At 63.6% G+C, this 13,464-nt stretch carries 8 protein-coding genes; 6 read left to right on the top strand and 2 right to left on the bottom strand.

What is annotated here, in order from left to right:
- Positions 1-13: 13 nt before the first annotated feature.
- The gene (locus BN1188_RS11680; RefSeq protein WP_040261656.1) at positions 14-2,455 is read right to left on the bottom strand and encodes a Lon protease family protein; all 2,442 of its coding nucleotides are present in this window, start codon (positions 2,453-2,455) and stop codon (positions 14-16) included.
- A gap of 247 nt (positions 2,456-2,702) precedes the next feature.
- Here BN1188_RS11680 and BN1188_RS11675 point away from each other — a divergent pair, with 247 nt between their 5' ends.
- From BN1188_RS11675 to BN1188_RS11660, 4 genes are all read left to right on the top strand, one after another.
- Positions 2,703-3,191: a DUF3015 domain-containing protein gene (locus BN1188_RS11675; protein ID WP_040261655.1), complete on the top strand. Its 489-nt coding sequence runs from the start codon at positions 2,703-2,705 to the stop codon at positions 3,189-3,191.
- A gap of 64 nt (positions 3,192-3,255) precedes the next feature.
- Complete coding sequence (locus BN1188_RS11670; protein WP_040261654.1) at positions 3,256-5,106, top strand: Lnb N-terminal periplasmic domain-containing protein; 1,851 nt, start codon at positions 3,256-3,258, stop codon at positions 5,104-5,106.
- A gap of 97 nt (positions 5,107-5,203) precedes the next feature.
- Positions 5,204-5,560, top strand: a complete 357-nt coding sequence (locus tag BN1188_RS11665) for a lipoprotein (protein WP_040261653.1) — start codon at positions 5,204-5,206, stop codon at positions 5,558-5,560.
- A gap of 78 nt (positions 5,561-5,638) precedes the next feature.
- A complete protein-coding gene (locus tag BN1188_RS11660; protein ID WP_040261652.1) occupies positions 5,639-6,139 on the top strand; it encodes a GreA/GreB family elongation factor in 501 nt (166 codons plus the stop codon).
- A gap of 132 nt (positions 6,140-6,271) precedes the next feature.
- Here the strand turns inward: BN1188_RS11660 and ettA are convergent, their stop codons facing one another.
- A complete protein-coding gene (gene ettA, locus BN1188_RS11655) occupies positions 6,272-7,936 on the bottom strand; it encodes an energy-dependent translational throttle protein EttA (RefSeq protein ID WP_040261651.1) in 1,665 nt (554 codons plus the stop codon).
- A 241-nt stretch (positions 7,937-8,177) separates the two neighbouring features.
- On the opposite strand from ettA, the gene BN1188_RS11650 reads away from it, so the two are divergent.
- Positions 8,178-11,999 (top strand): bifunctional diguanylate cyclase/phosphodiesterase, encoded by a 3,822-nt coding sequence (locus BN1188_RS11650; protein WP_040261650.1) that lies wholly within the window; start codon positions 8,178-8,180, stop codon positions 11,997-11,999.
- A gap of 152 nt (positions 12,000-12,151) precedes the next feature.
- Entirely contained in the window at positions 12,152-13,402 is a 1,251-nt protein-coding gene (glyA, locus tag BN1188_RS11645; protein WP_040261649.1) for a serine hydroxymethyltransferase, read from the top strand.
- The last annotated feature ends 62 nt before the right edge of the window (positions 13,403-13,464 follow it).

The following is a 13,464-nucleotide window of genomic DNA, read 5'->3' as shown; positions in this document are numbered from 1 at the left end:
TCGCCTCACGCTTTCAGGATGTACCTTTGACCTCCGCCAGCGCCTCGACCTTGTGTTCCCGCTCGCCCTCGCGCAGGTCCTCTTCGGTCACCACTTCGGCGATCGCGCGCAGACGATCCACCACCAGGGCGTTCACGCTGCCCTCCGGAAAATTGCCATCGGCGTCAGCCTCCCCCGCCTCTTCGCCGACCAGCAGACTCAGGGCTTCATCCGCCTGGCTGACGGCGTAGACATGGAATTTCCCATCGCGCACCGCCTTGACCACCTTCTCATCGAGCATGAGCGTCGCGACATTGGCCTTGGGAATGATCGCGCCTTGCTCGCCGGTCAGCCCGCGGGCTTCGCAAAGGCGGAAAAAGCCTTCGATCTTTTCGTTCACGCCGCCCACAGCCTGCACTTCGCCGAACTGGTTGATCGACCCGGTAATGGCGTAACACTGCTTCAGTGGCTTGCGCGACAACGCTGAGATCAGGGTGCAGGCTTCGCCCAGGGAGGCGCTGTCTCCGTCCACATAGCCGTAGGACTGCTCCAGGGCGATACTGGCGGAGATGGCCAATGGAAACTCCTGGGCGTAGCGGCTGCCCAGATAGCCGGTAAGGATCATCACGCCCTTGGAGTGGATCGGCTGGCCGAGGTTGACCTCCCGCTCGATATCCACGATGCCGCTGTTGCCTGGGTAGACGGTGGCGGAAATGCGCGCCGGCACCCCGAAGGCCGAGTCGCCCACCGCCAGCACGGTCAGGCCGTTGCATTTGCCTACCGCCGCGCCACTGGTGTCGATGAGCACGATACCGGCGAGCATATCGTCGAGGATACGTGCCGAGACCCGTCCGGTCCGGGTGGCCTTGGCCTTGAGTGCGCGTTCGATATGCCCCGCATCGGTGACCGCTTCGCCTGCGACCTGGCGAATGAAGTCCGCCTCGCTTACCAGCTGGAAGAGGTCGCCGATTTTCGCTGAAAGACGTCCCTGGTGCTCGGCCAGGCGGGCGCTGTAGGTGGCCAGCCGCGCCACGGCATCGGCGCTCAGCGGCGCCATGCCTTCCTCGGAGGTACGGGTTTTCAGCAACTGGGCGAACTGCTCCAGGCTGTCCCCATCCATGGGAATGTCTTCGTCGAAGTCCACCAGCACCCGGAACATTTCCTGGAAGTCCGGATCATGGTCCTGCAGGGCGTAGTACAGCTGGCGAGAACCGATGATCACCAGCTTCACGTTCAGCGGAATCAACTGTGGGGTGAGGGTCACGGTGGCGATGCGGCCGTATTCGCCCAGCGGTGATTCCATTTTCAACCGGCGCGACTGCAGCGAGCGCTTGAGCGCATCCCAGACGAAGGGCTCGCCCAGCATTTTTTCCGCCTCCAGGATCAGGAAGCCGCCATTGGCCCGGTGCAACGCCCCTGCGCGCAGTTGCCGGTAGTTGGTATAGAGCGCGCCCTGGTCGGTGCTGTACTCGATGCGGCCGAACAGGTTGTCGTAGGTCGGGTGCGGTTCGAACACCACAGGCGCCCCACCGTTGGCATGATGGCCGATCACCAGGTTGGGCGCGTACTGCTCCTCGAGCATCTTGCGCGCCACGGCATCAGGCTTGGGGTCGTCGACCAGCTGCTCCACCACGGTGCGCAGCAGGTGCACCTGCATGGCCTGCAGGTAGGCGCACACCCCGGCATATTCCGAATAGCGTTCCGACAGCGGCCCCAGCAAGGGCTGCAGGGCGATGGTGATGGTTTCTTCGTTGAGCTGGCGTAGCTGGTTGCTGGACTCACGCTTCCACTGGGGCAGGCTGGCCAGTTCTTCGTTGAGGCGTTCCTCCAGACTGGCGATGTCGTCATGGAAACGCGCCCGCGCTTCTTCGGGCAGTTGGGCGAACTCCGCCTCGTCCAGCGCCTTGCCGTCGAGCATGGGCGTGAAGGCGATGTTGCTGCTGTCGCGATAAAGGGCAACGTCCTTCTCCAGCGCGACCCGCTCGATCACATCCAGGGCTTTGTCGTAGCGATGGTTGAACGCGCGGTCGATGGCGCTCTTCTTCTGCTGGTAGGCAGGGTGCTCGAACACGGCCGGGAAGGTCGCCAGCAAGTTGTCGATCAGGCCGCCGATGTCGCTGATGAACTCGCCCGCGGTTCCGGGCGGCATTTCCAGCGCGCGGGGATTGCGCGGGTCTTCGAAGTTGTTTACGTACACCCAGTCCGATGGGGCTTGCAGGCGCTTGGCCTCCGTTTTCAGATAACGCTTGGCGAAGGAAAAGCGCCCTGTTCCCGGCTCTCCCATCACGAACACGTTATAACCGGGCCGGGGCATCGCCACACCGAATTGCAGGGCCTCGACAGCGCGTTCCTGGCCCAGTACGCCACGGAACGGCTCCAGGTCTTCGGTGCTGGCGAAGCTGAACTGCTCGGCGGAAAACGGGCGCGCCAGCGCTTCGGGGGCCAGGCGCAGGCGAACGGCGGCGGAATCAGGCATCAGGCATCCTTAGATATACAGACCATGGGGCATTCTGGCGCCGCCTGGGCGCCCCCCGCAAGGGTGCAGCGGCCATAGCGGGCGACGCGCATGACATATGACACTTTTTTATTCAAAACACCGCCAAGTACCAACGGAACCGCGAACCCTGCCTAAACTCCAACGTGCGCACCCAGCCCAACGGCGGTGTGCGCCCGGTGCTCCGCGGGGTACCGGGCCATTTCGATCGACACGCGAGAACAATGCTATGAAACGGATTCTGCTTGGTTCCCTGTTTACCGTCGCCTCCCTGCAGGCCTTCGCCCAGGCCCCGGGTGGCCCGGATTGCGGCTGGGGCAACATGCTCTTCGAAGGCCAGCGCGGCACCCCCGCCCACTTCCTGGCATCCACCACCAACGGCACCTCCGGCAACGCCACCTTCGGCATGACCTCCGGGACCAACGGCTGCAACACCAGTGGCGCGCTGACCTATGGCGGCAAGTCCTGGCTGGCCATGAACGGCATGATGAACGAACTGTCCGAAGACATGGCCCAGGGCCAGGGCGAAGCCTTGACCACCTATGCCGTGGTACTGGGCGTGCAGCCTGAAGATCGCGCCTACTTCTCCAGCGTGACCCACCAGCACTTCAACGACATCTTCAAGACCGCCGATGTGACCGCTGAAGATGTACACGCCAATACCCTGCAAATCCTGAAGAACGATCCGCGACTGGCCAAGTACGCCACCCAGGCGTAAGGTCGCTGCGTCTCCCGCCTCTCCTGCTGTGGGGCGGGTTCTGCCACCTTGCTGGATGCAATGGATGCTCACCCGCTTTCTCTGGTTGGCCCTGCTTGCCTGTGCTTCTCTGAACGCCGCGCCCTCGCCCACTTCCGCCACCCTGCAGCGCCTGGCCCAGGATCCGCGCTGGATCGCGCTGGGTCATTATGAATACAAAGCGTTACGCGGCTGGCACAGCTACGTGGACGACAGCCGTTTTTTCCTGGCCGCCGACGGTCGCTACAATCCTGAGCGAGAACTGGCCGCTACCCTGCAAGCGCTCTATGCGCCAGCCAGCCTGGGCGACCGTCATGCCCAATGCGTGTTTCCAGCGCGCACCCGCTGGCTGCGGGACACCCTGGGACTGACGGACCTCCCAAGCGTGCGGTGCCCTGAGTTCCAACGCTGGTATGGCGATATCGCTCCGCATTCCGCCGTGCTGGTGTTCCCGGCAGCCTACCTGAACAGCCCTTCCTCGATGTTCGGCCATACATTGCTGCGCATCGACCAGGCCGATACCCGCGCAGACCAGACGGCGCTGCTCAGCTATGCCATCAATTTCGGTGCTTATGTAGAAGGCAGCGACAACAGCATGCTCTACGCCTGGAAAGGCCTGGCCGGAGGCTACCCTGGCCTGTTTTCCCTCGTGCCCTACCAGCAGAAACTGGCCGAGTACCGCAGCCTCGAGAACCGAGACCTGTGGGAGTACCAGTTGAACCTCAGTCCCGAGGAAACAGGCCGTCTGGTGGAGCATGTCTGGGAACTGCAACAGATTCGCTTCGACTACTACTTCTTCGATGAGAACTGCTCCTACCGCTTGCTGGAGCTGTTGCAGGTGGCGCGGCCCAGCCTGCGCCTGACCGAACAGTTTCCATTGGCCGCCATTCCCACGGACACGGTCAAGGCTGTGAAAGCGGCTGGCCTGGTCAGCCAAACCGACTATCGCCCGTCGCGTGAGCGCGAGCTGCAGGCGAGGGCGGAACCGTTGAGCAGCCATGAACGGCAGTTGGCCCAACGGATCGCCAAGGGAGCCAGCGCCGCAGCCCCGGACCTGCAACCGCTGCCCCAGGCAAGACAGGCGCTGGTACTGGACACCGCGTACCGGCTGCAGCGCTACGAAGCCACCGGAGAACCGCGCGATGCCGAACGCAGCCAGCGCAGCTTCGCCCTGCTGCAGGCGATCAACCGCAATCCGCCGCCACCTTTGCAGGTACAGCGCCCTGGCTTGCCCGAGGAAGGTCATCCATCGCGCACCTGGGAGCTTGGCCTGGGCACTCGCGACGACCGAGCCTTCGCCGAGTACGGCTTACGCATGGCTTACCACGACCTGAACGACAACGCTTACGGCTTTCCCCTGGGGGCGCAGATCGAGCTCGGCGGCCTGAAGCTGCGCCAGTACGAAAGGGGCGAGTGGCAACTGCAACAACTGAACCTGGCTACCATCCGCTCGCTGTCACCGCGCAGCACCCTGCTCAAGCCCTGGTCCTGGCAGGTCACTGGGGGCCTGGAGCGAGTGCCCGGCCGGCACGGAGACAGCGTGCTGGTAACCCACCTGAACGGCGGCGTGGGTGGTAGCTGGGACCTGGCGCCTGGCCTGCTCGGCTTCGCCCTGGCTACCGCGCGGGTGGAGCACAACAATGAATTCGCTGCCTTCGCCGTGCCTGCCGCCGGCATGGATACCGGGCTGCTCTGGCGCAACCGCCTAGGCAACCTGCGGCTGGAGGCCAGCGGTGACTATTTCAGCAATGGAGAGGTCCGGCGCCAGCTTAGCCTGAACCAGCAGTGGGAAGTCACCCCTACCCTAGGCCTTCGCCTCAGCGCCCAGCGTGCCTTCAGCCATGTCAGCAGCCCGGTGAACGAGGTGATGCTTGAGGTCAAGTGGTATCACTACTGACTCACAACCCACCGACCCAGAAATGACATCGCGCTGACGAAAACCGACCTAGACTCATGGTATGCGGCGCCCATGCGCCGGACCTGAGGTAACGGACATGAACAGGCAGTGGTGTATGGTCTTGGGCGCCTTGATCCTGGTGGGCTGTCAGTCCACCCACGAACAATTGCTGCAGCAGGGCTACCCGCCCGGATTCGCCGACGGGTACCAGGACGGTTGCGGTAGCGGACGTCAGGCCGCGGGCTCGATCACCGGCACCTTCACCAAGAACGTCCCCCGCTACCTTTCCGACAAGCTCTACAGCAGTGGCTGGGATGACGGCTTCCGCCAGTGCCAGGCCGAGCTGCTGAGCCAGGAACGCCAGGACCTTCACGACAAGGTCCTCAACGACCGTGATCGCGACTGGCAGCGCGATGTGGACAACGGCAAGGCGCGAGCCTATCGCAGCCACTGAAAGGCGCGAGCGCAGCCCCGGAGGAAACTCACGGCGGGCAACGATTGCCTAACGGTAAGCCGACCAGGAGGGATGAACATGAGCCGTGCCTTCGTGAACGAAGACCAAGCCGCCGCCCAGGCCAGCCAGCCCGTGGAACGGCAGGTCAGCACCTTGCCCAACTACGTGACCGAATCAGGAATGGCGCAGCTGCGCGCGCGCGCCGAGGAATTGCGCGCGCTGCACCTGGAACAGAGCGCCATGGGCGAGCGTGCCGATCGTCAGGCGGTGGCCGATCTGGAACGTGACCTGCGCTACTACAACCAGCGCCTGCAAAGCGCGAAGGTGGTACCGCCGGTGCGGGACGTACAGAACGTGCAGATTGGCAGTTGGGTCAGCTATGCGGATGAACAGGGCGTCCATCGCCAGGTATGCCTGGTGGGGGAAGATCAGGCCGATGTGGGGGTCGGCCTGATCAACTGGGCCTCCCCCCTTGGCCGCGCCCTCATGGGCGCGCGCGTAGGTGACGAAGTGACCTGGCAGCGGCCGGCCGGGGATCAGCTACTGGAGATACTGGCCATTTCCGCCACGCCCGACTGACTCGATCCGGCCTGCCGCTACGTCATGTGTGGCTGGTGGCGGGAGCTAGCGCCAGCTGGCGAAGGACCGTGGAAAAACGGCGAATTCGCCAGCTACCGCTGGCTCCCACCAGCGGACCGAGCGCTTATCGTCTTACGCCAGCTTGCGGTACTTCACCCGATGAGGCTGAGCGGCCGCATCGCCCAGGCGCTTCTTGCGGTCGGCTTCGTACTCGGTGTAGTTCCCCTCGAAGAAGGTCACCTGGGAGTCGTCTTCATACGCCAGGATATGGGTGGCCACGCGATCCAGGAACCAACGGTCGTGGGAAATCACGATGGCCGCGCCGGGGAAGTCCAGCAGAGCTTCTTCCAGCGAGCGAAGGGTTTCCACGTCCAGGTCGTTGGAGGGTTCGTCGAGCAGCAATACGTTGCCACCTTCCTTGAGGGTCAGGGCCAGGTGCAGACGGCCGCGCTCACCACCGGAAAGGTCCTTGACGAACTTCTGCTGATCGCCGCCCTTGAAGTTGAAACGCCCTACATAGGTACGCGACGGCACTTCATAGTTGCCGATGCGGATCATGTCCGAGCCGTCGGAAACCTGCTGGAACACCGTCTTGCTGCCGTCCAGGTCATCGCGACTCTGGTCGACGCAGGCCAGCTGCACGGTTTCGCCCAGCTCGATGCTGCCCGAATCCGGTTGCTCCTTGCCCATGATCATGCGGAACAGCGTGGACTTGCCCGCGCCGTTGCCGCCGATGACGCCAACGATGGCGCCCTTGGGCATGCTGAAGGACAGGTTGTCGATCAGCACCCGATCGCCGTAGCTCTTGGTCACGTTATGGAAGTCGATCACCTTGTCGCCCAGACGGGGGCCAACCGGGATGTAGATCTCGTTGGTTTCGCTGCGTTTCTGGAATTCCTGGGACTGAAGTTCCTCGAAGCGCTGCAGGCGGGCCTTGGATTTGGCCTGGCGAGCCTTGGCCCCCTTGCGCACCCATTCCAGCTCCTCCTTGAGCGCCTTCTCATGGGCGGACTGTTGCTTGGACTCCTGGGCCAGCCGCTCGGACTTGGCTTCCAGCCAGCCGGAGTAGTTGCCCTCGTAAGGAATACCATGGCCACGGTCCAGCTCGAGAATCCAGCCGGCGACGTTGTCGAGGAAGTAACGGTCGTGGGTAATGGCAACCACCGTGCCCGGGAAATCATGAAGGAAGCGCTCGAGCCAGGCGACCGAGTCGGCGTCCAGGTGGTTGGTCGGTTCGTCCAGCAGCAGCATGTCCGGGGCGGACAGCAGCAGGCGGCACAAGGCAACGCGACGCTTTTCACCACCCGAGAGGTGTTCGATGCGGGCATCCCATGGCGGCAGACGCAGCGCATCGGCGGCTACTTCCAGCTGGCGCTCCAGGTTATGGCCATCGGCGGCCTGCAGGATGGCTTCGAGCTTGGCCTGCTCGGCGGCCAGCTTGTCGAAGTCGGCGTCCGGCTCGGCATAGGCTGCATAGACTTCATCAAGGCGCGCCTGGGCGTCCTTGATGACCGACACGGCTTCCTCGACCACTTCACGCACGTTCTTGGCCGGGTCCAGTTCCGGCTCCTGGGGCAGGTAGCCGACGTTGAGCTCGGGCATGGGCCGGGCTTCGCCGTCGAACTCTTTGTCCACCCCGGCCATGATGCGCAGCAAGGTCGACTTGCCCGAGCCGTTCAGACCCAGCACGCCGATCTTGGCGCCCGGGAAGAAAGACAGCGAGATGTTCTTTAGGATCTCCCGCTTCGGTGGAACGACCTTGCTCAACCGATGCATGGTGTAGACGTATTGGGCCATGGGGTAAACCTGACTGATAACGAGGGAGCGCGCACATAGGGATGACAGCGCGCTTTGAAGCCCTCAAAACTACCGGAATGCGTGATAGAGGGCAAACTTCGACCGCGCAGGGCTGGCACTTTGCCAGAGGTCACGGCATGCTAGCCTGTCAAGGCAGCTTGCGCCTGTTATCATTGGGTTCACGTGCTCCCAAAGGTTCGGGACATAGGCCGGCGCGGGCGCCATACCGCAGGATTCCAGCTTGAGCAATCTCGATCCGTCGTCGCCCCTGCGCCAGCGTACTCCCGTGGCCAGCGGCCCCTTCTCCAGCTCACTCAAAAGCGCCTTGGCGGTGCTGGTGCTGCTGCTGTTCGGCCTGCTTGCATGGCAGGTGCTCAGTGAGTATCACCGCAGCCAGGAAGGGCTGCGCGCCAATGCCATCGAGCACAGCGCCAACCTGGCCGAACGCCTTGAACTCAACATGGCGCTGTTCGCCGAGACCAGCCTGAACCGCCTGCTCGAGGGCACCCTGGCCCAGGGCAGTGACCTCTCTGGCGCTATTGTGCTGGGTAGCGTGCGGCTGGACGGCCAAGGCCGGCCCTTGCCCGGGGAGAAGGCTCAAGCGTGGCCAGAGCAGGCCCTGAGCACCCTTTCGCAAGCCATGGCCAACGCGCGCTATCGGTTCAGCAGCAGCCCCGATGGCCGTGAGGCCTGGCTGATTGTGCGCGAGCCGCACGCCCTAGGGTATCGCGTGCTGCGTTTCGCGCCCTCGCTGTTCGACGCGCTCACGGTCAGGCTGGGCAACCATGGCTCGCCTGCCTGGCTGCTTGGCGACAGCGCCGGGCATGTCCTCCATCAGAGCGCTGCCGCTTCTCCCCCCAAGGCTGCCGGGTCGTTGCCGCGCCCGCGCTCGGCCGCCGAGCAGGAAATGAGCGTGACTGATCACTCCCTCTCGGGCAGCGACTGGCATTTGTATGGCCTGTTCGATGCCCGCCAGGCGCGGCTTCCCCTGCTGCCCGGCCTGATCGGCAAGCTGTTCCTGGGGCTGGCCTGCACCATCCTGCCCCTGCTGGTACTGCGCAATCTGCGGCGACGGCAGCGGGACGTCCAGGGGCAGCGGCGACGCTACCAGGATATTTTCGAAGGCGCCGGCGTTGGCCTTTGCGTATTCGATCTGCGGGAACTGCATCAGCTCGTGCTCAAGGCCGGAATTCGTCATCGCGACGATATCCAACCCTGGCTCGATCGAAATCCTGCCAAGCATACCGTGCTTCGCCAGGCCATGTGCCTGACCGAGGCGAACAAGGTGGCGCTGGACCTGCTTCAACTGAACGACGCCGCGGCGGTCTGGGAACGGCTGATCGGCCAGGATCTGCTGGAGCCTCACCGCGTGCCCTTCGGCCTGCTGTTGGCTCTGCTCGAGCCTGGCACGGTGGAGCTGGAATTTCCCGCACCGGGTGTCGACGGCGAGGTTCGCCAGGTATGGGCACAGATTCGCGTTCCTGAAGACGGCAGCGTGGACGAGGTGATCCTCAGCCTCAACGACGTTACTCAGCGCAAGCAGGCGCAGCTGTCACTGGTGGAGCGTGAGCGCTTCTGGTCCGACGTGGTGCGCGCCGTGCCCGACCATCTCTATGTCGCCGACGTGCTGCAGCGCACCATGCTCTACAGCAACCATCATCTGGGCAGCACCCTGGGCTATACCCTGGCCGAGGTAGAAGCCATGGGCGACCACTTCTGGGAAACCCTGATGCATCCGGTGGATGCGCAGCGGTATCACGCGCTGCGCCAGTACCAGCGCGATACTGCCTACCGAGGTCAACTACATTGCCAATTGAGGTTCCGGCACCGTGACGACAGCTGGCGTCAGTTCGACATCCGCGAACAGACGCTTACCGAAGACAGCGACGGCCGGGTTACCCGGATCATCGGCGTGGCCAAGGATGTGACCGAGCAAGTCGAAGCCAGCCAATCCCTGCGTGATAGCGAACAGCGTTATCGCATGCTTGCCGAGAGCATCAGCGACGTGATTTTCTCGACAGACAGCCGGCTGAGGCTCAACTACGTGAGCCCATCCGTGGAGTCGATGCTTGGCTACGACGTGCAGGCAGTGTTCGACAACGGCTGGCAATCGACCCTCGCCACGCCTGGCCAGGTCGCCGGCGTGGAGGCCTTGCTCGCGCGGGTCCAGGCGGCCCTTGGCCAGCCCGGACTCTTGGCGCAACTGCGCAGCGAAGTGAAAAGCCAGACCTTCATGGTCGATTGCATTCGCGCTGACGGCCGCCATGTTCCTATCGAACTGCGCCTGGTATTGATCTGGGACGAGCACGACAACTTCGAAGGCCTGTTGGGCGTGGGCCGGGATGTCAGCCAGCAACGCCGTGCCGAGAAAGACTTGCGCATGGCCGCCACCGTCTTCCAGCACTCGACCTCGGCCATCCTGATCACGGACCCGGCCGGCTACATCGTTCAGGTGAACGAGGCCTTCAGCCGAGTTACCGGCTACCAGGCCTCGCAAGTGCTGGACCAACTGCCGACCCTGCTGACCGTGACCGAGCAGCAGGAAGCCCACCTGCAATACGTGGTCAAGCAGCTCAACCTCAATGGTAGCTGGGAGGGCGAGATTCGGCTCAAGCGTCGCAACGGCGAACACTACCCGGCATGGGTGGGCGTCACCGCCGTGCTCGACGAAGAGGGCGATCTGGCCAGCTACGTGTGCTTCTTCAGCGACATCAGCGAACGCAAGGCCAGCGAGCAGCGCATCCACCGCCTGGCCTACTATGACGCGCTCACCCATCTGCCCAACCGCACCCTGTTCCAGGACCGGCTGTTCACGGCATTGCAGCAGGCCGAGCGGCAGAAGGCATGGGTAGTGCTGATGTTCCTCGACCTGGACCGCTTCAAGCCGATCAACGACTCCCTGGGGCACGCGGCGGGCGATCGCATGCTCAAGGACATGGCCATGCGCTTGCTGGCCTGCGTGGACGAAGACGACACCGTCGCGCGCATGGGTGGCGATGAGTTCACCCTGCTGCTGCAACCCAAGGCCAGCCGCGAGGCCGCCCTCACCCGAGCGATTCATGTGGCCGAGCAGATCCTTGGGAACCTGCATGCGCCCTTCGTATTGGAAAACCGTGAGTTCTTCGTTACCGCCAGCATCGGCATCGCGCTTAGTCCGCAGGATGGCAGCGAACTCAGCCAGTTGATGAAGAACGCCGACACGGCCATGTATCACGCCAAGGAGCGTGGCAAGAACAATTTCCAGTTCTACCAGGCCGACATGAATGCCAGCGCGCTGGAGCGCCTGGAGCTGGAAAGCGACCTGCGTCATGCCTTGGAGCAACAGGAGTTCATGCTCTATTACCAGCCTCAGCTCAGCGGTGACGGCAAGCGCCTGACAGGCGCCGAGGCCCTGCTGCGCTGGCGCCATCCCCGCCGCGGACTGGTACCTCCCGGGGATTTCATCCCGGTGCTGGAGGAACTGGGCCTAGTGGTAGACGTAGGCGACTGGGTATTGGCCGAGGCGTGTCGCCAGCTCAAGGCCTGGCACCAGGCCCGGGTGCGCGTGCCCAAGGTCTCGGTGAACCTCTCGGCGCGGCAATTCTCCGACGGTCAACTGGGCAAGCGGATCGCCCATATCCTCGAGGACACCGGCGTTCCTCCGGCCTGCCTGGAGCTGGAGCTGACGGAAAGCATCCTGATGCGGGACGTGAACGAAGCCATGCAGACCCTCGACAGCCTCAAGAAGCTGGGGCTGAGCATCGCGGTGGACGACTTCGGTACCGGCTATTCCTCGCTCAACTACCTCAAGCAGTTTCCTATCGACGTGCTCAAGATCGACCGCACCTTCGTCGATGGCCTGCCCGAAGGCGAACAGGACGCCCAGATCGCCCGGGCGATCATCGCCATGGCCCACAGCCTCAACCTTTCGGTGATCGCCGAAGGCGTGGAAACCCACGACCAGCTCGACTTCCTGCGCGAACATGGCTGCGACGAGGTGCAGGGCTACCTGTTCGGCCGTCCGATGCAGGCCAACCGTTTCGAAGCGCAATTCAGCAATGATGCGCTCTTCATGTTCGACTGAGTGGCAAGCCTCAAGAGCCGCTTTGGCTTGCGGCTTGCGGCTCGCAGCGCTTGAACCTCGATCACCGCCGTGATGACCGGCGCTCATATGCCAGGCTCAACGGGATGCGGTAGAATGCGCGCTTTCTCTCTGCCGATCCTCGAGGACCGCCAATGTTCAGCCGTGATTTGACCCTTGCCAAGTTCGACGCCGATCTCTTCGCCGCCATGGAGCAGGAAGCCCGGCGTCAGGAAGAGCACATCGAGCTGATCGCCTCGGAGAACTACACCAGCCCGGCGGTCATGGAAGCTCAGGGCTCGGTACTGACCAACAAGTACGCGGAAGGCTACCCAGGCAAGCGTTACTACGGCGGTTGCGAATACGTGGACGTGGTCGAGCAACTGGCCATCGACCGGGCCAAGGAACTGTTCGGCGCCGACTACGCCAACGTGCAGCCGCACGCCGGCTCCCAGGCCAACGCCGCCGTCTACCTGGCCCTGCTGCAGGCTGGCGACACCATTCTGGGGATGAGCCTGGCCCATGGCGGCCACCTGACCCATGGCGCCTCGGTGTCCTCCTCCGGCAAGCTCTACAACGCCGTTCAGTACGGCATCGATGCCAATGGCCTGATCGACTACGACGAAGTCGAGCGCCTGGCCGTCGAGCACAAGCCCAAGATGATCGTGGCAGGGTTCTCCGCCTACTCCCAGGTACTGGACTTCGCTCGCTTCCGCGCCATCGCGGACAAGGTCGGCGCCTATCTGTTCGTGGACATGGCCCACGTGGCCGGCCTGGTTGCCGCGGGTGTCTACCCGAACCCCGTTCCGTTCGCCGACGTGGTCACCACCACTACTCACAAGACCCTGCGCGGCCCGCGCGGCGGCCTGATCCTGGCGCGCAGCAACCCGGACATCGAGAAGAAGCTGAACTCGGCCGTCTTCCCAGGCGCCCAGGGCGGCCCGCTGGAGCACGTGATCGCGGCCAAGGCCGTGTGCTTCAAGGAAGCGTTGCAGCCTGAGTTCAAGGTTTACCAGCAGCAGGTGGTGAAGAACGCCCAGGCCATGGCGCAGGTGTTCATCGAGCGCGGCTTCGACGTCGTTTCCGGCGGCACCCAGAATCACCTGTTCCTGCTGTCCCTGATCAAGCAGGAAATCTCTGGCAAGGACGCGGACGCCGCCCTGGGTCGCGCCTACATCACCGTCAACAAGAACTCGGTACCGAACGATCCACGCTCGCCCTTCGTGACCTCTGGCCTGCGCTTCGGCACCCCAGCCGTCACCACCCGCGGCTTCAAGGAAGCTGAGTGCCGCGAGCTGGCGGGCTGGATCTGCGACATCCTGGCCGATTTGAACAACGAAGCGGTGATCGATGCCGTTCGCGAGAAGGTCAAGGCTGTCTGCGCCAAGCTGCCTGTATACAAATAACCTGATCTGGCCGTAGGGGTCGGCGCAGCTGAAGAATGGGTGGGAGGCAGCGCTAGCTGCCG

Source organism: Pseudomonas massiliensis, from assembly GCF_000826105.1.
GTDB lineage: Bacteria > Pseudomonadota > Gammaproteobacteria > Pseudomonadales > Pseudomonadaceae > Aquipseudomonas > Aquipseudomonas massiliensis.
Note: the sequence above shows the minus strand (reverse complement) of the source record. Positions and strands in the feature narration are given on the sequence as shown.